The organism is Flavobacterium sp. LHD-85, from assembly GCF_030929595.1.
In the GTDB taxonomy this organism is placed as follows: Bacteria; Bacteroidota; Bacteroidia; order Flavobacteriales; family Flavobacteriaceae; genus Flavobacterium.
Window position 1 is genome coordinate 43,876 of record NZ_JAVFVR010000016.1, and the last position, 21,683, is coordinate 65,558.

The 21,683-nt window shown below is 31.4% G+C and carries 22 protein-coding genes; 12 read left to right on the forward strand and 10 right to left on the reverse strand.

Going from position 1 to position 21,683, the window contains the following annotated elements; genetic code table 11:
- Window positions 1-7: 7 nt before the first annotated feature.
- The 6 genes from RB618_RS20265 to RB618_RS20290 form a co-directional block, all read right to left on the reverse strand.
- A complete protein-coding gene (locus tag RB618_RS20265) occupies window positions 8-352 on the reverse strand; it encodes a hypothetical protein (protein ID WP_308070445.1) in 345 nt (114 codons plus the stop codon).
- A gap of 203 nt (window positions 353-555) precedes the next feature.
- Window positions 556-3,900, reverse strand: coding sequence for a preprotein translocase subunit SecA (secA, locus tag RB618_RS20270; RefSeq protein ID WP_308070446.1), 3,345 nt, complete (start codon window positions 3,898-3,900; stop codon window positions 556-558).
- A gap of 88 nt (window positions 3,901-3,988) precedes the next feature.
- Window positions 3,989-4,210: a DUF2795 domain-containing protein gene (locus RB618_RS20275; protein ID WP_007138072.1), complete on the reverse strand. Its 222-nt coding sequence runs from the start codon at window positions 4,208-4,210 to the stop codon at window positions 3,989-3,991.
- 238 nt (window positions 4,211-4,448) lie between these two features.
- The gene (locus tag RB618_RS20280) at window positions 4,449-5,018 is read right to left on the reverse strand and encodes a cob(I)yrinic acid a,c-diamide adenosyltransferase (RefSeq protein WP_111378383.1); all 570 of its coding nucleotides are present in this window, start codon (window positions 5,016-5,018) and stop codon (window positions 4,449-4,451) included.
- 46 nt (window positions 5,019-5,064) lie between these two features.
- Entirely contained in the window at window positions 5,065-5,571 is a 507-nt protein-coding gene (locus tag RB618_RS20285; RefSeq protein WP_308070448.1) for a hypothetical protein, read from the reverse strand.
- 65 nt (window positions 5,572-5,636) lie between these two features.
- Complete coding sequence (locus RB618_RS20290) at window positions 5,637-6,344, reverse strand: ABC transporter ATP-binding protein (RefSeq protein ID WP_308070449.1); 708 nt, start codon at window positions 6,342-6,344, stop codon at window positions 5,637-5,639.
- A gap of 292 nt (window positions 6,345-6,636) precedes the next feature.
- On the opposite strand from RB618_RS20290, the gene RB618_RS20295 reads away from it, so the two are divergent.
- The gene (locus RB618_RS20295) at window positions 6,637-7,296 is read left to right on the forward strand and encodes a hypothetical protein (protein ID WP_308070450.1); all 660 of its coding nucleotides are present in this window, start codon (window positions 6,637-6,639) and stop codon (window positions 7,294-7,296) included.
- A 55-nt stretch (window positions 7,297-7,351) separates the two neighbouring features.
- On the opposite strand, the gene RB618_RS20300 is transcribed toward RB618_RS20295, so the two are convergent.
- The 4 genes from RB618_RS20300 to RB618_RS20315 all read right to left on the reverse strand — a co-directional run bounded on the left by RB618_RS20300 (window position 7,352) and on the right by RB618_RS20315 (window position 11,658).
- Window positions 7,352-8,131, reverse strand: coding sequence for a class I SAM-dependent methyltransferase (locus tag RB618_RS20300; protein ID WP_308070451.1), 780 nt, complete (start codon window positions 8,129-8,131; stop codon window positions 7,352-7,354).
- 28 nt (window positions 8,132-8,159) lie between these two features.
- Window positions 8,160-8,630 (reverse strand): FKBP-type peptidyl-prolyl cis-trans isomerase, encoded by a 471-nt coding sequence (locus RB618_RS20305; RefSeq protein WP_308070452.1) that lies wholly within the window; start codon window positions 8,628-8,630, stop codon window positions 8,160-8,162.
- A gap of 100 nt (window positions 8,631-8,730) precedes the next feature.
- Window positions 8,731-10,602 carry an ABC-F family ATP-binding cassette domain-containing protein gene (locus tag RB618_RS20310; protein ID WP_308070453.1) on the reverse strand — a complete coding sequence of 624 codons (1,872 nt, stop codon included), beginning with the start codon at window positions 10,600-10,602 and terminating at the stop codon, window positions 8,731-8,733.
- A gap of 90 nt (window positions 10,603-10,692) precedes the next feature.
- A complete protein-coding gene (locus RB618_RS20315) occupies window positions 10,693-11,658 on the reverse strand; it encodes a T9SS C-terminal target domain-containing protein (protein WP_308070454.1) in 966 nt (321 codons plus the stop codon).
- Between the two features lie 350 nt (window positions 11,659-12,008).
- Here RB618_RS20315 and RB618_RS20320 point away from each other — a divergent pair, with 350 nt between their 5' ends.
- The 11 genes from RB618_RS20320 to RB618_RS20370 all read left to right on the forward strand — a co-directional run bounded on the left by RB618_RS20320 (window position 12,009) and on the right by RB618_RS20370 (window position 21,662).
- Window positions 12,009-12,431, forward strand: a complete 423-nt coding sequence (locus RB618_RS20320) for an adenylyltransferase/cytidyltransferase family protein (protein ID WP_308070455.1) — start codon at window positions 12,009-12,011, stop codon at window positions 12,429-12,431.
- 64 nt (window positions 12,432-12,495) lie between these two features.
- Window positions 12,496-12,951 carry an adenylyltransferase/cytidyltransferase family protein gene (locus RB618_RS20325; protein ID WP_308070456.1) on the forward strand — a complete coding sequence of 152 codons (456 nt, stop codon included), beginning with the start codon at window positions 12,496-12,498 and terminating at the stop codon, window positions 12,949-12,951.
- A complete protein-coding gene (locus RB618_RS20330; RefSeq protein WP_308070457.1) occupies window positions 12,948-13,673 on the forward strand; it encodes an SDR family oxidoreductase in 726 nt (241 codons plus the stop codon). The genes RB618_RS20325 and RB618_RS20330 overlap by 4 nt, the downstream gene beginning before the upstream one ends.
- A 16-nt stretch (window positions 13,674-13,689) precedes the next feature.
- The gene (locus tag RB618_RS20335) at window positions 13,690-14,940 is read left to right on the forward strand and encodes an oligosaccharide flippase family protein (protein WP_308070459.1); all 1,251 of its coding nucleotides are present in this window, start codon (window positions 13,690-13,692) and stop codon (window positions 14,938-14,940) included.
- Window position 14,941: 1 nt separating this feature from the next.
- Window positions 14,942-15,721, forward strand: a complete 780-nt coding sequence (locus tag RB618_RS20340; RefSeq protein ID WP_308070460.1) for a LicD family protein — start codon at window positions 14,942-14,944, stop codon at window positions 15,719-15,721.
- A gap of 29 nt (window positions 15,722-15,750) precedes the next feature.
- A complete protein-coding gene (locus tag RB618_RS20345) occupies window positions 15,751-16,767 on the forward strand; it encodes a glycosyltransferase (RefSeq protein ID WP_308070461.1) in 1,017 nt (338 codons plus the stop codon).
- Between the two features lie 58 nt (window positions 16,768-16,825).
- The gene (locus tag RB618_RS20350; protein WP_308070462.1) at window positions 16,826-18,019 is read left to right on the forward strand and encodes a hypothetical protein; all 1,194 of its coding nucleotides are present in this window, start codon (window positions 16,826-16,828) and stop codon (window positions 18,017-18,019) included.
- The gene (locus RB618_RS20355; protein WP_308070463.1) at window positions 17,997-18,944 is read left to right on the forward strand and encodes a glycosyltransferase family 4 protein; all 948 of its coding nucleotides are present in this window, start codon (window positions 17,997-17,999) and stop codon (window positions 18,942-18,944) included. Before RB618_RS20350 ends, RB618_RS20355 begins: the two co-directional genes overlap by 23 nt.
- Before the next feature lie 2 nt (window positions 18,945-18,946).
- Complete coding sequence (locus RB618_RS20360; RefSeq protein WP_308070464.1) at window positions 18,947-19,465, forward strand: acyltransferase; 519 nt, start codon at window positions 18,947-18,949, stop codon at window positions 19,463-19,465.
- Between the two features lie 13 nt (window positions 19,466-19,478).
- The gene (locus RB618_RS20365) at window positions 19,479-20,231 is read left to right on the forward strand and encodes a WecB/TagA/CpsF family glycosyltransferase (protein ID WP_308070465.1); all 753 of its coding nucleotides are present in this window, start codon (window positions 19,479-19,481) and stop codon (window positions 20,229-20,231) included.
- 12 nt (window positions 20,232-20,243) lie between these two features.
- Complete coding sequence (locus tag RB618_RS20370) at window positions 20,244-21,662, forward strand: undecaprenyl-phosphate glucose phosphotransferase (RefSeq protein ID WP_308070467.1); 1,419 nt, start codon at window positions 20,244-20,246, stop codon at window positions 21,660-21,662.
- The last annotated feature ends 21 nt before the right edge of the window (window positions 21,663-21,683 follow it).

Below are 21,683 nucleotides of genomic sequence, written 5' to 3' on the forward strand. Positions count from 1 at the left end.
TTAAAATTTATATAAAATAGGATGGAGGATGAAAAATTGAATTTGCGATTGCAATAGGTTTTTTATTGAATGAAGTGAAAATTTTTGCTTTTGATTCAATAAGTCCTGTTAATTTGAAATTGTTTAAGATTGAAGTTTGAATGTAAACTACTTCTGCTTTTTCTTTCAGATTGTTTTGCATTCTTTTTTCGTTATCTGCGTATTTTTTTAAGCTTTTTTGAAGTTCACAACGACCATTACAGCTGTTGAAAACCATTTTGCGTTGTACACAGATTGTTTTAGAAATTTCTTCCTGATTTAATTTGAATGAGGTATAAACAAAGAAACTGCCAAAAGAAGGGACTAATAGCATGCAAGAAAGAAATATGACGAAAAGTCGTTTCAAAATAGGTTTCGTTGTTTTCGAGAGCAAAAATACATTTTAAATATTATCTACAAGAAGGATTTTTATCATTTAATATAAAAAAAAGAGCAACTGGAAGCATTAGAAAAGAAAAACCCGACAGATTTCAAAATCTGTCGGGTTTTTATGTTTGCTATTTGAAATAGAAATTATTAGTTAATTAAAACCCAAGTTCCAGCAGCGATTAAAGCTTCAGCTTTTTTGTACTTCATTGTTTCTGTTTTACCAGTAGCAACTTCTTGAACTACAACAGTATCATTTCTGTTGATTTTTGGCATATCTCTAACGATAGTTTCAGTAACTTGGCGTTGTTGAGTTTCTCCAGCCTCACGGTTGATGCTTTCGCTGTTTGGAATTTCGTCTTTACTTAATTGTAAATTTTCTTTTGGACGAGCCACTTCTCTTGCTTCGTGAATTTCAGGAACGTTTTGAGCTGGTAAATCACCTTTGAATAAGAATGAAATTACTTCTTTGTTAACGTTGTCTAACATTCCTCTAAACAAATTGAAAGCTTCCAATTTGTAAATAAGCAATGGATCTTTTTGCTCGTGAACAGCCAATTGAACAGATTGTTTCAATTCGTCCATTTTACGCAAGTGTTTTTTCCAAGCTTCATCAACAATAGAAAGCGTGATGTTTTTCTCAAAATCAGCGATTAATTGAGCACCTTCGCTTTCGTAAGCTTTTTTCAAGTCAGTTACCACATTCAAAGTTTTGATTCCGTCTGTAAATGGAACTACAATTCTTTCGAAATGATTGTTTGGCTCTTCGTAAACTCCTTTGATAATTGGGAAAGCTTCTCTAGCGCTTCTTTCTGTTTTTTCAGTATAGAAAGCTAAAGCTTCTTTATACACTTTTCCAGTAACTTCAATGTCAGATAATTTTAAGAAATCAGCTTCAGAAATTGGAGATGTTATTCCGAAATAACGAATTAAATCAAATTCAAATCCTTTGAAATCATTTGCTACTTTACTGTTGCTTACAATTAATTCGCAAGTATCATAAAGCATGTTTGCAATATCCAGTTTTAAACGCTCTCCGAACAATGCATGACGACGACGTTTGTAAACTACTTCACGTTGTGAGTTCATTACATCATCATATTCTAATAAACGTTTACGAACACCAAAGTTATTTTCTTCTACTTTTTTCTGAGCACGTTCGATAGATTTAGTCATCATAGAATGCTGAATAACTTCACCTTCTTTAAGTCCCATTCTGTCCATTACTTTAGCAACTCTTTCAGAACCGAATAAACGCATTAAGTTATCTTCAAGAGAAACATAGAATTGAGAACTTCCTGGATCTCCTTGACGACCAGAACGACCACGTAACTGTCTGTCTACACGACGAGAATCATGACGCTCTGTACCAACGATTGCTAAACCTCCCGCAGCTTTTACTTCTGGAGATAATTTAATATCGGTACCACGACCAGCCATGTTTGTTGCAATGGTTACAACTCCAGCTTTACCAGCTTCTTCAACGATTTGCGCTTCTTGCTTGTGCATTTTAGCATTCAATACGTTGTGTGTGATTCCTCTCATTTTAAGCATACGGCTTAATAATTCTGAAATCTCTACAGAAGTTGTTCCAATCAATACTGGTCTTCCAGCTTGTGATAATTCAGTAACGTCTTCAATAACTGCGTTGAATTTCTCACGTGTTGTTTTGTAGATGTAATCTTCTTTGTCAATTCTTGCAATTCCACGGTTGGTTGGAATTTCAACAACATCCAATTTATAAATCTGCCATAACTCTCCTGCTTCTGTAACCGCTGTACCAGTCATACCAGCCAGTTTGTTGTACATTCTGAAGTAATTCTGTAATGTAACAGTTGCAAAAGTTTGAGTTGCAGCTTCGATTTTTACATTTTCTTTAGCTTCGATCGCTTGGTGAAGACCGTCAGAGTAACGACGTCCGTCCATGATACGACCTGTTTGCTCATCGACAATCATAATTTTGTTGTCCATGATAACGTACTCAACATCTTTTTCGAATAAAGCATATGCTTTTAAAAGCTGAGTAAGAGTATGGATACGCTCGCTTTTTACTCCAAAATCTTGGAATAATCTTTCTTTAGCTTCCGCTTCCGCGTCTTTGTCTAATTTTTGTTTTTCAATCGCAGCGATTTCTGTTCCAATATCTGGTAAAACGAAGAAATCGGCATCTGTATCTCCAGAAAGGTATTTAATACCATTGTCTGTTAATTCTACTTGATTGTTTTTCTCTTCAATCACAAAATACAAAGCTTCGTCCACTTTATGCATTTCGCGATTGTTGTCTTGCATATATTGATTTTCAGTTTTTTGAAGCAATTGTTTAATTCCTTCTTCACTTAAAAATTTAATTAATGCTTTATTTTTAGGTAAAGATCTGTAAGCTCTTAATAATAAGAAACCTCCGTCTTTAGTATTTCCTTCTTTGATTAATTTTTTAGCTTCAGCTAAGAAACCATTTGCTAACTGACGTTGTTGTGCAACTAAGTTTTCAATTTTTGGTTTCAATTCGTTGAATTCATGACGATCTCCTTGAGGAACTGGACCAGAAATGATAAGCGGAGTTCTAGCATCATCAATTAATACAGAGTCAACCTCGTCGACAATCGCGAAATTGTGTTTTCTCTGCACTAAATCGCTAGGCGAGTGTGCCATGTTATCTCTTAAGTAGTCAAAACCAAACTCGTTGTTAGTTCCGTAAGTGATATCGGCGTCGTATGCTTTCTTTCTTTGCTCTGTACTTGGCTGGTGATTATCGATACAGTCAACAGATAAACCGTGGAATTCGAATAAAGGCGCTTTCCACGTGCTATCACGTTTTGCTAAGTAGTCATTCACCGTTACTAAGTGAACTCCATTTCCTGTCAAAGCGTTTAAGTAAAGCGGAAGTGTAGCAACTAAAGTTTTACCTTCACCCGTTTGCATTTCGGCAACTTTACCTTCGTGCAATACCATACCACCAATTAACTGAACATCATAATGAATCATGTCCCAAGTAATGTCTTTTCCAGCAGCATTCCATTTGTTAGCCCAAACAGCTTTGTCGCCTTCAATAGAAATGTATGATTTTGTTGCTGAGAATTCGCGGTCTTTTGGAGTTGCAGTAACTTCAATATGAGAGTTTTCTTTAAAACGGCGAGCAGTTTCTTTAACTACAGAAAACGCTTCTGGAAGAATTTCCAATAAAGTTTTTTCAGAGATTTCGTAAGCCTCTTTTTCAAGAGTATCTATAGCATCATAAATGTCTTCTCTTTTATCGATGTCTTCGATGTTTTCTACTTCCGCTTTAAGCGAAGCAATTTTTGCATCTTTATCAGCTCTAGCATCTTTTATTCTATCTTTAAAATAAACGGTTCTAGCTCTTAACTCATCGTTTGATAGACTCATTAGAGGAGCTTCGAATGTCTTGATTTTGTTTAAGTAAGGTTGTAAAGCTTTGACATCTTTCTGCGACTTATCGCCGACAAAGACTTTAATAATACTGTTTATGAAACTCATGATTTATTGTATTTCTTTATTATATAATATGTATTTGAACCAAAAAAAAAGTCTCCATGATGAGAGACTTTTTCCTTTGGTTTATTTTTTAATATTCATCCTCATTCCAAAGATAATCTTCGTCTGTTGGATAATCAGGCCAAATTTCTTCCATTGATTCATATATCTCACCTTCGTCTTCGATTGATTGAAGGTTTTCTACTACTTCTAATGGAGCACCTGCTCTGATAGCGTAGTCTATAAGTTCATCTTTGTTAGCAGGCCATGGCGCATCACTTAAATAAGATGCTAATTCTAATGTCCAATACATCTGTTATCTGTTTAGTTTGTGCAAAAATAAATTTTTTACTGAAAAAGACAAGTAAAATTTGATTTATTTTAATAAAATTTAAGAACGTCAATTGCTAAATTCCAATTTTTAAATTCCAAACCCCAAAAAAGGCAGTTATAGCGCCTAGTTTCGGAACTTTATTATGTAATTTAAATTCCTGGATTTTTACTTTTTCCTTGGAATTTGGGATTTCAAAAATTTGGAATTTCCAGAAGATTTATTTTCTGGGTATCCATTTCACCTCGTCCGCTTTTAAGTCTGAGGACAACTTTCGTGCCAAGACAAAAAGGTAGTCAGAAAGTCGGTTTAAGTATGTAATTGCTATTTCAGGAACGTGTTCATTATGACTTAAATGCACCGCTAAACGCTCTGCACGACGACAAATACAGCGTGCTATATGACAATGTGACACGGTTGGGTGTCCTCCAGGCAAAACAAAATGCGTCATTGGCGGAAGGCTTTCGTCCATTTTGTCTATTTCGTTTTCTAATAATTCAATATCCGAATCGATTATGCCTAGATTTTCCAAACGAAGTTTTCCGTTTTTTAAAACTTCTTTTTCTTGAGGAGTTGCCAAAATGGCACCAACTGTAAAAAGACGGTCTTGAATTTCGATTAAAATAGTTTTGTAATGCGAATCCATTTCTTGATCGCGGATTAATCCGATATAAGAATTTAGTTCGTCAACAGTTCCGTAACTGTCAATTCTGATATGGTCTTTTGGTACGCGAGTTCCTCCAAAAAGTGCCGTTGTGCCTTTGTCGCCTGTTTTTGTATATACTTTCATTTTTTTTAAGATGCTAAGGTTTTAAAGTGCTGAGATGCTAAGTTTTTTAGTTTTCTGTGAAACCGAGTTCATCATGCAGTTGAGTTAATTTTTCTTGAGCTTGATTGTTGAAGTTTCCGTCTACTCCATCAACAAAATGAGCAGTTGATTGAAGTTGGTAACAGCTTAGACAAACTTGAGTTTGGCAAATTACCGCATTATTTTTAAAATATATAAATGCAAGTCTTGGTTCATAACAGCCCGCTATGTTTGGATTTTTATATGTTTTTTTATTTCCAATAATCGAATTTAATCTTAAAATCTGACTTTGATTAAGTTTTTTCCTTTGACTAATTGTATTTATATATTTTCCTTTTTCATTAATAGGATTAAAGAAATGTTCACCAGAGAAACCAATATAATTTACTCCGATCACAGAGTCACATTTTATATTTTCACAATAGGATAGAGCGGGGTCTATTTTTAAGTTGACGATTTTATCGTTTAGCCAAAATATTTTTGTACTTGGTTTTTTTAGTGGTAATTCAGGATATTGATTTTCATTTTTTGACACATTTTTGCATGATGTCAAAACCAAAAACGCGAGTAAAAAATATTTTATGATTCGCATTTGTTTTTTTAAATTTTATTTGTTTGCAATTCTTTAGAAGTATCACTTTCAATCAGTCCATCTCTTAAACGAATAATTCTATGCGCATAAGCAGCAATGTCTTCTTCGTGAGTTACCAGAATTACAGTATTTCCTTGTGCGTGAATATCTCCAAAAAGCTTCATGATTTCTATAGAAGTTTTACTGTCCAAGTTTCCTGTTGGCTCATCGGCTAGAATAATCGAAGGTTTGTTTACTAGTGCTCTTGCAACAGCAACACGTTGGCGCTGTCCTCCAGAAAGCTGATTCGGCTGGTGATCCATTCTATCAGCAAGATTAACTTGTTTTAAAACTTCGGTTGCACGAGCGATTCTTTCAGATTTTCCATAACCCGCATAAATCATAGGCAATGCAACATTGTCTAAAGCCGTAGTTCTTGGCAAAAGATTGAAAGTCTGAAATACAAAACCAATTTCTTTGTTTCTAATTTCTGCCAATTCATCATCTTTCATTTTGCTGACATCTTTTCCATTTAAAATATAACGACCCGAAGTTGGGGTATCTAAACAGCCTAATAAATTCATTAATGTAGATTTTCCTGATCCAGAAGGTCCCATTAAAGCAACATATTCGCCTTTTTGTATCTCTAGATCTATTCCTTTTAAAACATAAACAATTTCGTTTCCTAAAGTAAAATTTCGTTTTATGTCGGTTATTTTAATTAATGGTTCAGCCATTTTATTTTACAATTTTGGATTTAAAAGTACAAAACACTTTTGAATAAGTAGTTGATAATTGGTTTTTGTTACAAAATCACTTTGACTTATAAAAATATCCATATGATAAAAAAAATACTCTTTTTAAAAGCAAAATGATTATATGATTCAGGTTTGATTTTATGTAATTCTCATTATTTTATATCTTTTATAGTTTTATGATGTTTTTTGTTTTAAAAACGTGAGAATCATGTAATTTCTTCAGTTAGCTATTAAGTAAATTTGTCTATATAATTAATTAACAACTAAGATTATGAAAAATATAAAAATAGCTATAGGAATTGCATTAGTAGTATTAGGGTTTACATCGTGTAAAGATGAAAAACAAGAAAAAGCTCAGAAAACAGTAGAAAACTATGTAATCTATGTTGACTCTGTAAAAAATGTAGCAGCTGCCGACTTAAAAGACAACTGGAAGAGCGTAGAAGCTGAGTACGATAAAAGATCTCAAGAAGCTCAGGCTGCTTTAGCAGATATTAAAGATAATGCCGCCGCGACTGAAAAAGTAAATGCAAGTAAAATTAAGTACGAGGAATTTAAAAATGAAGTGACCGCCCAATTTGCCCCGCCAGCTCCTAGTCCAAAACAACAGTTAAGAGATGCTTTGTTTGGCGCAGGAAAAATTGGTGATGATATGAGTTTTAATTGGGTGAATGCTCAAAATATTCATAGTGTTTATCAGCAGTTTGTTCATACTGTAGAAAATAATAAAGACAGATACTCTAGAGAAGACTGGGATGAAATTAAATTAATGTATGAAGCTCTTGACAGCCGTAAAAATACAGTTGAAAAAGAAGGTCTGTCAGCAGAGGATAACAGAAAGATTGCTGGTTTGAAAGTTAAGTTTGCACCAATGTATACTGTAAACAGAATGGGAGCAAAATCTGAAGAAAATAAAGACGCAAAAAATTAGATTTTTAAAATTTTGAGTTAGAAATAAAAAAGACGATCAGCAATGATCGTCTTTTTTATGCTCGAATTATAAAATGCTCTTTTGGCTGTTCTCTTCTAAAAAATACAAACCCCCATTGATAAGTGTCAATTGTGACTTTTACTTGAGGATGATTTTTTATAATCTCCCAAGCTTCTTCCATTTCGGGAGACCAATGAATATCATCGAAAATCCAAACGGAATCGTTGTCTATGGTTGGCAGTAAAAGGTCAAAATAAGCTAAAGTTGCTTTTTTTGAATGATTCCCATCAAAATATATCAGATTGTAATTTGTGGCTTGAATGTTCTCAGAAACTAAAAAAGATTCAAATTCAGAAATTACATTTTCAACATTCTTGCAATCAAATTCAGCCAATTGATTTTGAGCAACGTTTGCTGTATTTGGACAGCCTTCAATAGTAACTACTGTAGCTTTGGGATTTCCTAAAGCTAGGGCAGAAGTTGCCAATCCCAGGGAAGTTCCTATTTCTAAAATAGTTGAAGGCTTAAAATAATTGCTAACTCGAAACAATAATTCGGCACGTTTTGGCGAAATTCCAGCAGTTTGCGCAATTTTAGAAATTTGTCTTCGATTTGATTTGAAAACTCTTGAACCTGCTCCGAAATCAGTCACTTCTATAAAGTTTTTATTCTCTAAAAGCGTTTTTCTGTATTTTTTTAGAATAGCATATTCAGGTTTGGATTTCTTATCGTAGAAGCATTTTGTAAGCAGACTAAAAACGAACGGCGAATGAACCGCGTGTTCGTTTTTAGAATGCCAAAGAAATTTTAAATAAGATTGTATGTGAAACAGCACTCTTAGAATGTTTTGTTCTTCAGATCGATTAATTTACAGAAACTAGTTTTATTTCAAAAATTAAAACAGAGCCACCAGGAATGTTTTGAACCTTACTACTTCCATATCCTAAATGTGCTGGAACAAATAAGATACCATTTCCACCTTCTTTAAAAAATGGTAATCCTTGCTGCCATCCTAATATTAATTTGTTTAGAGGAAAAGTTGCTCCAGAAGCATTTTGGTCAAAAACAGTTCCGTTGGTAAGAGTACCTTTATAAGTAACGGTAACATTTGACTGTAAAGTAGGTTGTTTTCCTGTTCCTTCTTCTGTAAGAATATAATGCAAACCAGTACTTGTTTTTTGTGCTGTTAAATTATTTTTAGTCAAATAATCGGTAATTTCTTTTTCGTTTTCGACACTATAGTCTATTTTTTCTGGAATTCTTTCCAATCCTGAATCACTTGAGCAAGAGATGAAAAATGCAAGAATAGAAAATGCTGCTAATAATTTTTTCATGTGGTATTTATTTTAAAAGTCGTAAATATATTAATTACTTTTTTAGTCGTTGCGATGGTTTTCAGATATTAACATTAATTGCTGAAAATCAAAGCATGATTTATCCTTCAAGTTTCGCAGAAAGTTCAAACCAGCGTTCTTCTTTTGCGTCTATTTTATTAATTATATTTTGAAGTTCATTTGCTTTCTTTTCAATATCTGAATCTGCGACTTTTCCGTCAGAGAACAATTGTTCGATTTTAGCTTTTTCAGCTTCAAGATCTTTAATTTCTCGCTCGATTTTTTGATATTCTTTTTGTTCGTTGAAACTTAAATTTCCTGTCGGATTATTTTGTTTCCAGTCTTTCTTTTCTGCTTTGTTTTCTTCTTTTTGAGCAACATCTGCACTGTCTTCATAAGCTCTGAAATCAGAATAGTTTCCTGGGAAATTTTCTATTTCACCCTGTCCTCTAAAAACAAATAAATAATCGACAATTTTATCCATAAAATAACGGTCGTGCGAAACCACCAATAAACATCCAGGATAATCTAAAAGGAAACTTTCCAAGACATTTAAAGTTACAATGTCCAAATCGTTTGTTGGCTCATCGAGAATCAAGAAATTCGGATTCTGAATTAAAACGGTACACAAATACAAACGTTTTAATTCACCACCGCTTAATTTCTCTACATAATCGTATTGTTTTTTAGCATCAAAAAGGAAACGCTCTAATAGTTGCGAAGCCGAAATAATTTTTCCTTTAGTCAACGGAATATATTCTCCGTATTCTTTTATAATGTCAATAACACGCTGACCTGGTTTCGGGTTAATTCCAGATTGCGTATAGTATCCAATTTTTATAGTATCTCCTTTAACTACACGTCCGCTGTCTGGCGGAATAGTTCCTGTCAAAAGATTTAAGAAAGTTGATTTTCCAGTTCCGTTTTTACCAATAATTCCGATTCTTTCTCCACGTTGGAAATCAAAACTGAAATTGTCCAGAATAACACGGTCTTTAAATTTTTTAGAAAGTTTGTGAAGCTCAATAATTTTGCTTCCCATTCTTCCCATTCTTTCCATATTAATTTCAAGTTCAACTTTGTTTTCTTTGCGTCGGCTCTGTGCCTTTTCTTTAATAACGTAAAAGTCGTCTTGACGCGATTTAGATTTGGTTGTTCTCGCTTTTGGCTGACGGCGCATCCATTCTAATTCTTTTACAAATAGGTTTTTAGCTTTGTCAATACTTGCATTTTCAGAAGTGATTCTTTCTTCTTTTTTCTGTAAATAGTAAGAATAATTTCCTTTGTATTGGTATAGTTTTCCGTTGTCTAATTCGATAATTTCATTACAGACACGTTCTAAGAAGAAACGGTCGTGTGTTACCATAAACAGTGTAATGTTTTCTTTGGCAAAATAACTTTCAAGCCATTCGATCATTTCTAAATCCAAATGGTTGGTTGGCTCATCCAAAATCAATAAATCTGGACGGTTGATTAGAATTATAGCCAATGAAAGACGTTTTTTCTGTCCTCCAGAAAGATTTTTTACTTTAAGTTTAAAATCTTCCAGTTTTAATTTGAATAAAATCTGCTTGTATTGAGTTTCAAAATCCCAAGCATTATGCTGATCCATTGCATCGAAAGCTTTTTGGTAAGCTTCTTCATCTGAAGGATTCTCTAGAGCTTTTTCATAAGCTTCAATAACTTTAAGCGTTTCGTTATCTGAAGCAAAAATACTTTCTTCAATTGTAAGTTCATCCTGAAGATTATTGTCTTGCGAAAGAAAAGCCATTCTGATTCCTTTTCTTAAAACAACTTGCCCTGTATCTGGTTCTTCAAGTCCGTTGATAATGCTCATCATGGTTGTTTTACCAGAACCATTTTTTGCAATAAAAGCGATTTTTTGATCTTTGTTGATCCCAAAAGAAATGTTGTCAAAAAGGACTCTTTCGCCAAATGACTTCGATATATTTTCTACAGATAAGTAATTCACTTTGTAAATTGTAAGTTATAAATTGTGAGTTATGAATGTTTCTAAAACATAACTTTCTGCAAAAGTAAACTATTATCTTGCATTTGCGAATTATTTATGGAGATACAAGCCTACTACAGAACTCAAATCAAAATAATGAATTTGTTGCGGATTGTTTAAAACAGGTTTGCGAACAAAAGATTCGTTTGTAATAAAATAATGAAGACCGTCTTTTGTTGCAATTCCTTCTATTTGATGAAAAGGAAGTTTTAAACCAATTCGTTTTTTATTTCCAGACAAAAAATCTTGGTTTTTAAAATCGTAAAGTAAGTATAAAAACGGTTTTCCAACTTTGGTATAGCCACACAAAGCAATCAGTTTTTTATCTTCTAAATAAGTTGCACCAGTGACCAAACCTTTTGTGTCGAGTGTTGCTTTGAGTTTTGCAATATGTGTTCCTTTTTGTTTAGATAAAACGTAAATATTGGTTTTAGACGATTTCCATTGTTTGGAGAATAGATAAATACTGTCTTTAGAAACAATAAAGGCTTCACAGTCAAAATCGGTTTTATTGGGTTTCGAAGGAGAAAAATCATTTTGATTGGAATAGGAAAATGAAATGGTTTCAATTTGTGGATTTTCTTCTAGAAAAGATTTTTTTTCAATTTTGAGAATTTTCAAATCCGATCGGTTTCCCGAATAATTGTTTCCAAAATCTCCAATATAGATATAAGTATCATCTTGCGAGATTTCTTCCCAGTCGTTATTTACTGCCTGTTCCAGAACGATTTTCTTTTTAATTTTTCCCAAGGAGTCTAAGCCGTAAATTGTTTTGTCTTGATCGTCATTGTGCGTCCAAAGCAGATTCTCGAAGGCAATTAATCCAGAAGTTTCTTTTATAGAATCGCTCAAACGAATGGAGTATTCTGGTTTTAATTTCTGGTTTTTATCGCTGAGTTTACCATTATTTATTACTGCTGTAGAATTGTAATTTTTAGCTTTTACATCTGGGCGCACTTCAATTTGACTATAAGCTGAAGAGATAAATAGAATCCAAAGTGCTAATGTTCTAATCATTTCATTAAGGTTTATTAAGAAAGTAAAAATAGAGTTTAATGCCCGAAAAATGAGGCTGATTGTTATAAAAAAAAAAATTTTGCTCCATTTTGAGCAGGATACTTCGAGGTTTTATTTGTGATAAAATAAGACAATTCTTTCTTTTCGCCTTGTGAATCACCTAAGTGTTAAACTACTTTTGCAAAAAAATAAAAGCATAAGCTCGCAATATAATTTAAAAAAGGGTTTGTGTATTTAATCGACATCAGATTTGATCCCAGTTTATGTGAGTGGGAGTAGCGAAGCTGTGTCAGTCAGTTAAGATTTTAAACAATTATAAGCAAATAAGTAAATAAACTAATGTTTAAGAAATGAGGGTAGGAATAACTTTTAGCGCTTTTGATTTACTGCATGCAGGACATATTAAAATGTTAGAGGAAGCAAAGCAGATCTGTGATTATTTAATCGTTGGTTTACAAACAGACCCAACATTAGACAGACCAGAAAAAAATAGACCAACTCAAACTGTAGTCGAAAGATATATACAACTTAAGGGTTGCAAGTTTGTAGATGAAGTTGTTCCGTATTCGACAGAACAAGATTTAGAAGACATCTTAAGATCTTTTAAAATTGATGTTCGCATAATAGGCGATGAATATCAACATAAAAAATTTACAGGAAGATCATATTGTGAAGAAAAAGGGATTGAGCTTTATTTTAATAAACGGGATCATCGTTTTTCGAGTAGCGGGTTGAGAAAAGAGGTGGCTGTTAGGGAGTTGGCTAAAATCTGATTTTTAGGATGAAAGCTGATTCAAATGCTTATTGTTTTGACTTAACATAAATTTTTTCAATAAAATGTCACAAAGTAAAATTATATATACATCAGGAACATTTGATATGTTTCATTCTAATCATTTAAAAATGATTAAATATGCCAGAGGATTAGGAGATGTCCTTATTGTTGGGGTTAGTACAGATGAATTAGTTTGTTCTTATAAAAAGGCTCCAATTATTCCTTTTGAAGAACGTCTAGTGATCTTAGAATCTTTAAAATACCCTGATATTGTTATACCACAAAGATCTTTAGATCATACAGAATTAGTAAGAAATCTCAATATTGACTCATTTGTAGTAGGTGATGACTGGATTGGAAAATATGATTACTTAAGAGATTTAGGAATTAAAGTTTTTTATTTTCCCTATGGAGATGGTGTTTCTTCTTCTAAGTTAAAAGAAGATATTTTTCATAAGTATAAAGAATTGAAAAATAATAGTGATAAACATCCCAATCCTGAAGTTAATATAAAATGAAAACTGCATTAATTACAGGAGGAACAAAAGGAATAGGTAAGGCAATTGCTGAACGGTTATTAAAAGAAGACTGGAATGTAATACTGACTTATCTTTCTGATGAAAAAAATGCTGAATCATTTCAAGAAAGTTTATCATTATTACATCCGGAAAGATTTATTGTTTTAAAGGTAGACTGTAGTAATTTACAGGCTATAAGCGTAATTGATAATTATTTAATTGAGAATAATATTTTTTTAGATTCAATAATATTTAATGCAGGAATAACAGACAGAGCTGCTTTTGAGGATATTATTCCTGAAAATTGGCAACGAGTTTTTGATGTAAATATTAATTTTCCCACATTCTTATTGCAAAAAATTGCCTCAAAACTTAACAATGAATCTTCAGTTATTTTTACGGGGTCTTTAATGGGTATTCATCCACACTCAGTTTCTTTATCTTATGGCGTGACAAAAGCTGCGGTACATTCTCTTGTGAAGAATTTCGTTAAAATATTCTCTAATAGAAAAATTAGAATAAATGCAGTTGCGCCTGGTTTTGTTAATACTGAATGGCAAAGCAATAAGGCAATAGAGCAAAAAGCGAATATTTATAAAAAAATTTCTTTAGAACGCTTTTGTGAACCAACTGAATTGACTGACGCATATTGGTTCTTAATTAATAATAATTATGTAAATGGAGAAATATTGGTCATCGATGGTGGTTATTCAATGTTATAATGGTAAAAAAGAATAAATGTTCGCAAAAAAAATAAATTTAAACTCTTCATTGGTATCCAATTTTTTCTCGTTAGTAATTTTACAAGGAGCCAATTATATCTTTCCGTTGTTAACAATCCCGTATCTATTTAGAACTCTGGGTGTGGAAACTTTTGGTTTGATAAGTTTTGCCTCAGCATTTGCACAGTATTTTGTGATTTTAACAGATTTTGGATTTAATTTGTCAGGTGTTCAATTTATTTCAATAAATAGAGATAATAAGCAATTACGAGATATTTATTTTGTACATGTATTAATTTCACAACTTTTTCTGTTTCTCGTAGGTTTAGTCATTTTACTATCTGTACTTTTTATTTTTAATAAATTTAATCATGATAAGTGGGTTTACTTATTGTCTTACATGACGGTATTTGGTTCGGTACTTTTGCCAACTTGGTTTTTTCAGGGGATAGAACAAATGAAGTATATAACCAAAATTAATATTGCAACACGTACTTTGGCAATTATCCCTATTTTTTTTTTGGTAAAATCTGATGCAGATTATTTATTAGTTCCCTTTTTTTATGGCTTGGGTTCTATAGCATCGGGCGCAATTGCACTTTATATAGCGAAATCCAAATTTGGTGTAAATTTCAATTTAACAACAGTTTCTTTGACTGGAATAAAAAAGTGTCTTAAAGATAGCTCAGATTTTTTTGTTTCTAGAATTTCTGTTTCAATATATACTGTAAGTAATACATTCATATTGGGGTTAGTTTTAGGAAATACTGCAGTTGGATTTTATGCTGCTGCGGAAAAACTGTACCTGGCATTACAAAGCATGTTTGGACCATTGAATAATGCCTTATATCCATACATGATTAAACATAAGAATATTAAAATGTTTAAGAAGATATTTATTATTGTAATAGTAATTAATTGCATCTCCCTGCCAATTTGTATTTACAACTCAGGTTTTATTATGCAGTTGGTTTATAAAAATGTTGCAATAGAAAGTATTAATACTTTAAAAATTCTTTTTGGTGTTTGCCTTATCTCTGTTCCTTCGATTCTTTTAGGTTATCCTTTACTGGGAGCTTTTGGGCATACAAAATTCACTAATTACACAGTCATAGTTGCATCTCTTTTCCATGTGTCTATGCTAGTGGTGATGTGGTTTTTCAATTCAATTACGGTTTATTCAGTTGCTATGTTAGTTGTTTTAACAGAGTTACTGGTCTTGGGTTTAAGAGCAAATGGAGTTAGAAAGTTAATTATCAATAATTAAAATGGAAGATTTAAGCTGTTATAATCCAGAGGGATCTGTGTTAAGAAATGCCCAATTAAGAATGCTAGATATAGCGATAGAGTTTGATATAATTTGTAAAAGAAACAATATTACTTATTGGATAATGTCTGGTACATTGTTGGGGGCAAGAAGGCATGGAGGGTTTATCCCTTGGGATGATGATTTTGATGTAGGTGTAAAAATGGAAGACTATAACAGATTGCTAAAAATTTTAGAAGTTGAACTGCCTTATTTTCTAAAACTACAAACAAAAAAAACAGATCCCAATCATCCTTATTTTTATGCAAAAATACGCGATTTGAATTCCTTTATATTGGAAGACCAATGCTTACACAGAAATTATAAATATAATGGATTATTTATAGACATTTTTCCATTTGAATCTATTTGTTTACCAAAGAAAAGTAAACTTCTATTTGATTCATTTTACAGTAAGTTTAGATTTGAATTAAAAAAGGGAATCATTTGGAGTTTAATTTCTTCTTTTTTTTATCATATTACCTTATTGCTACTACCACTTTTAAAAGTCACAGGAAAAATTACTAAGAACAAATTTTCTCATGCATACGGTATAGGTTTTTATGCCCCACATAAATTGAATACTTGTTTTCCTGTTGGCAAAATTAAATTTGAAGAATATGAATTTAGTGCCCCAAATAATATTGATGAATTTCTGACAGATGAATATGGTGACTTTATGGGAATACCTCCAAAAGAGAAGAGATATGTTCACAGTTCTAAAATTGAGCTATTTAGTTAATTAGGTCAAGTAATAAAAAGAATAATTTAATGAGTATTCATAATCCTCTTATTTCTGTTTTAATGCCAGTTTATAATGGTGAAAAATTTCTTAGAGAAGCAATTGATAGTATTCTTAATCAGTCGTATAGAAATTTTGAATTCATAATTATAAACGATGGGAGCACTGATGAAACTGAAAACATAATTTTTTCATATAATGATAATCGAATCAGATATATAAAAAATGAAAGTAATCTACGCCTGATAAAGACTTTAAATTATGGAATAGAATTAGCCAAAGGTGAATACATTGCCAGAATGGATGCCGATGATATTGCGGTGACTGACCGCTTTGAAAAACAAATTAAGCAGTTTATTCTTCATGATGAAATCGATATGGTTAATTGTCAATGTCTTTTACTAAATGAAGACGGGAATGGATATAGAAAAAACAGAACAAATATTACGGTTAATTATGAAGCAATAAAATATGTTTCAATTTTTCAGACCATGATTGTTCATCCTGCGGTTATGATCAAAACTTCAATAATGAAGCGTTTTAAATATAATGATCAAATTAATACTGAGCATGTTGAAGATTTTGAATTATGGAATAGACTGTTTGAAAACAATATTAAATGTTTTACAATTCCTGAGTCACTGATATTTTATCGTCTCAATTCTGAAAGTATTACAAATACAAATGGAAGGGAGCAACAGGAAAGAATTAAAAGAATTACTATTTCAATCTTAAAGAAGTACGATACAATAATAGATGATAAAGTTTTGAATTTAATTTTAGGAGATTCTGAAAATTGCAGCTTTAAATTATTTAAAAAAGCGGACTCCGCTATATCTAATTTTTTCTTGAAAATTAGGAATGAAAAATTAGTTTCTAAAATTGGGTATAATGATATGATTTTGTGGAAAAACTCCAAAATTTTATTTATTTCATTTAAATCATTAAGACGAAATGGTCTTTTTAACAGCTTTGGAGTAGTGCTTTTTCTTATTACAAAGATGTTTTCATTAGTAAACATAAAATTAGTTAATAAGTTAAAATGAACTATTTAAGGGGGCTATGTTTTAAACCCTTTTATATGATTAAGATTTTTTTAGTGAAATGATTTCAAAATTTAATGTACTTCCCGCATTTTTTATTATTAAAATAATTCTAGATTTTTTTAGTCCTTTTAGAGAGCTTAATAGTGTTATACAATTATGCATTACACTTCCAATCTTGATGGATAGAGAATTTCTAAATTTTATAGTAAAGCGTAAATTGAATTTTGTTTTATTATATTTTCTGCTTTATGTGTTTATATCAAAAAATATTCAATCGGTTAAGATTTTTATCGCTGTTCTTTTTTATTGTATTTTTTTATTTATTGGTTATAAATCAACACTTAATGTAATAATTAAAAGATCTAAAATAATATGGAAAGTTGGTTTAGTTTGTTTTTTTGCAAGTTTACTAATTTCGATATTAACTGGTCGGTATTCGAGAAGAGAGTTTTATAATTTTGAACATGTAAACCTTTTAGGGACTTATTTCGTTTTTATCTCTATTTTTTATTTTATTCATTATAAGAATAAAAAGAAAAAAGTTCGTTCGCTGGAAAGTTCATCTCTCAGTTTAGTAATTGCTTCTTATTTAACTCTTTCAACAGGAGCTTTTGTTAGTCAGCTTACGGCATTTATACCTTCAAGATATTATAAACTGAGGAATATTTTGTATTTATCTCTTTTAATAATAATTGCTGGCATAGGTTCTTATTATATAACAGACTCAGTTTCTCCTGATTTACATCAAAAAATATTTGGTTCAATTAATTATTTTGGAAAAGAAATATCATTAAAAGAGTTTTATCAGGATTCAATTCATCAAAATCTGGAACTAAATGATTCAGAAAATAGTGGCTCTTTTACCTGGCGAATTTTTTCTTATACTTTCTATTTGTATAATATTTTTCATCAAGACATTATAAATTTTTTGTTTGGTTCTGGAGTTGAATCATTTTTTCAATATGCGACTTTTGCACCACATAACGATTTTATTGCAATTTTTCTTGATTTTGGTTTAGTCGGTTTATTATGTTTTTTGTTTTTCTTATTCAAACTTTTTAAAGCAGCAATTCGGAGTAATTCTAAGGTTCTAATAACTTTTATTGTTTTTTTAGTACTTCGTTTATCGTTTGAAAATGTTATTTATTCATCATATGTGTTTTCCTTAATTACCGCTACAGGAGGACTAATATCTGGCACTTTACTCAGAAAAAATAATAGAAATAATTATGAAAATACTGTATGTATCTAATATGTTTCCTACTCAGAAACACATTTATTATGGCATTCATGTACAGGAACAAATAGAAGGTTTTAAAAAGAAATTTGGGATCGATAGTATGCTGTATTTTATCAATGCATTAGAAAACGGAAAAATAGAATATGTAAAAGCAATATTTGGATTAAAAAAAACGATCAATAAATTTGATCCTGAAATAATCCATATACATTATGGTTTGTCTGGTTTGTTTCTTTTATTTTTTAGACCTAAATGCAAGGTATTTATTACGCTTCATGGCGGGGACATTCTTCCTAAACAAGGAAAATACATGCAACTATTTTTTACACGAAAAATATTAAAAAAAGTTGATAAGGCATTTATTTTAAATGGAGAAATGGCTGAGATACTTTCAGAATTAAAAATTCCTTTTGAAATTCTTCCTTGTGGTGTTGATATAGATTGTTTTAATCAAAATCAAGATTATATTATCAGAAATAAAACAAATAAAGTTTTGGTTTTTCCGGGAGATTCTGCCAGACCAGTTAAAAACTTCCCTCTTTTTAAAAAAGTTTATGAAGAAGTAAGAAAGAAATATCCTTATAATCTTGATATGAAAATTGTTCACAATTTGAAAAGAGAAGAAGTTGTAGATCTATTGTCTTCTGGTGATTGTTTAGTTATGACATCATTAAGCGAGGGCTCTCCACAAATAATAAAAGAAGCATTGTCCTGTAATTTGCCTGTTGTTTCTGTAAATGTAGGAGACGTATCGAATGTGATAGAAGATTTACCAGGTTGTTTTGTTAGTAACACTTATTCAGTAACAGAACTTGCGGAATGTATTTTTAGATCTTTTGACTCAGACATAAAAGGTCTAAGAGAAAAGTTTATTAAAAAAGGTTTATATGATAACGATTCTATTTTTAAAAGACTACTTCAAGCGTATAAAAATTAATAATGTACAATAAGATTACAGTAGCAATCTATTATATGTTAATTTTTAAATTGCCCAATTCAAGGTATTTAAGAATAAGTAATAAAATTAGATTGTGGTATTTGAAAAATATTCTTAAGGTATTCAATTGTTCTACAGATTGCATCTTTGAGGAGGGGGTTTATATTTCTACAGGAAAGGACAAAGTTTCAATAGGACACCATACACATATCAACGAAAATGTATTTATACAAGCAGCAAAAATTGGAAATTATGTTTTGATCGCTCCCAATGTGTCCTTATTATCAAACTCTCATATTTCTGTTCAAATTGATTTACCAATAAATCTTCAGGGAATGACGTCAAGTAATCCTGTAATAGTTGAAGACAATGTTTGGATTGGAAGGAATGTTGTAGTAATGCCTGGTTGTGTAATTGGTACAGGCTCTATTGTTGGCGCGGGAGCAATAGTTACTAAAAACATTCCTCCATTTTCGATAGCAGTTGGTGTTCCTGCAAAAGTTATTAAAAACAGAAAATAAACTCAATCGTTTTATGATTCCAAAAATAAATATATTGAACATAAATATTCAATCATTATCAAAAGAAGATTTGTTGCGGAAGCTTCATAAAGGAGTATTGTTTACTCCCAATTTAGATCATATGGTAAAGTTACAAAAAGACCCAAACTTTTATAATGTTTACCAGAATAGTGATTGGATTATCTGTGATAGTAAAATTTTAAAGTTGGTATCTGGATTTTTGGGGAAGCCTATTAAAGAGGCAATTCCTGGATCTTCATTCTTTGCTTCTTATTGTGATTTTCATAAAAATAATCCAAGTATAAAAATATTTCTTTTAGGTGCTGCTCCTGGTGTAGGTGAGAAAGCTATGTTTAGGATAAATGAAAAAAATGGAAGAGAAATTATTGTAGGTGCTCATTCTCCGTCTTATGGTTTTGAAAAGAATGAAATAGAATGCCAGGAAATAATTAGAAAGATTAATAATTCGAATTCTAATGTTTTGGTGGTTGGGGTCGGTGCTCCTAAACAAGAGAAATGGATAATGAAGTATAAAAATGGCTTGCCAAATATCGATTTGTTTATGGCATTAGGCGCCACAATAGATTTTGAGGCGGGAAATATAAAGAGGGCTCCTCTTTTTTTTCAAAAATTATATCTTGAGTGGTTTTACAGATTTATAAAAGAGCCAAAAAGATTATGGAGAAGATACTTTATCGAAGATCCAATCTTTTTTTATCATCTTTTTATGCAGAAATTAGGGTTATATCGTGACCCTTTTTATTAGAATTAATTAGTTATGAAAATTTTACAAAAACTATCTGAATATAGTTTTTCGAGATATTACCAAATTACGTTCATTGTTTGGGACATGATTTTATTGAATGTTGCAGTCTTTGTTTCTGGTTTAATTAAGTCTGATGATCTTGATGTGCTATCTACAAAAGAGGCGCAAACTATTTCTTTGTTGGGTAATTTGATATGGATTGGATTATTGCTCTATAAGAATTCTTATAAAATTATTAGGATAGAAACCTTAGAATCAATCTTAAGCAGAACAATTAAAAAAGTTATTATTCATGCTTCTATTGTTGCAGTTTTTGTGGTTTTTCTAGAATATTCCAATATTTCTAGAATGCAATTATTTTGCTTTTATGTGTTTTTCTTTGTGTTATTGATGTTATCAAGATTTTTTTTGATGCGGTTTTTAAAACATGTTAGGTCTAAGGGATATAATTTCAGAAACATTGTTATTGTAGGAGCTAACGACAAGGGGAGAAGAATGCGTAAAATATTAGCCAAAAACTTAACTTATGGTTATAGATTTTTAGGCTTTTTTGATGAAAACCAAAATAATTCTGATTCAGCAAGCGATAGTATTTTGGGCGGGTTCAATGATATTCAGAACTACATGGCAAAAGTTCACGTAGACGAAATGTATATCGCATTGCACATTGATAATGTTAATATCATTAATTACTTAATAGATATTTGCGAGCATCATATGGTTCGTGTAAAGTTTATACCTGATTTTCAGCTGTATACTAAATCAAGTAGAGTTGAGATTTCTTTTTATGAAAATACACCTGTATTAATGTCTCGTCGAGAGCCTTTAGAATATGCAATAAATAGATTATTGAAAAAAGCTTTTGATATTTGCTTCTCAGGGTTGGTTATTCTATTGATATTTCCGTGGCTGTTTCCGATTATAATGCTAATTATAAAAATGGAATCTCCGGGGCCTGTTTTTTTTAAACAAGATCGATCTGGGCGGGATAACAAATCTTTTGCATGCTTTAAATTTAGAAGTATGACTGTTAATGCTTCTGCAGATCATAAACAGGCACAAAAAGGAGATTCACGAGTTACGAAGTTTGGGGCCTTTATGCGTAAAACGAGTATCGATGAGTTGCCTCAATTTTTTAATGTTTTTCTTGGCAATATGTCTGTAGTGGGACCAAGGCCACATATGTTGTATCATACACAAGAATATAGCGAGCTAATCAATAATTATCTAGTTCGACAATATGCCAAACCAGGGATAACCGGTTGGGCGCAAGTTAATGGCTACCGCGGCGAAACTAAAGAACTGGTTGATATGGAAAATAGAGTTGAATGCGATATTTGGTACATTGAAAACTGGAGCTTACTTCTGGATGTGAAAATCATTATAAAAACAATTATTAATGTTTTTCGGGGAGAAAAAAATGCGTATTAGATTTCTTCCAAGTTAAAAATA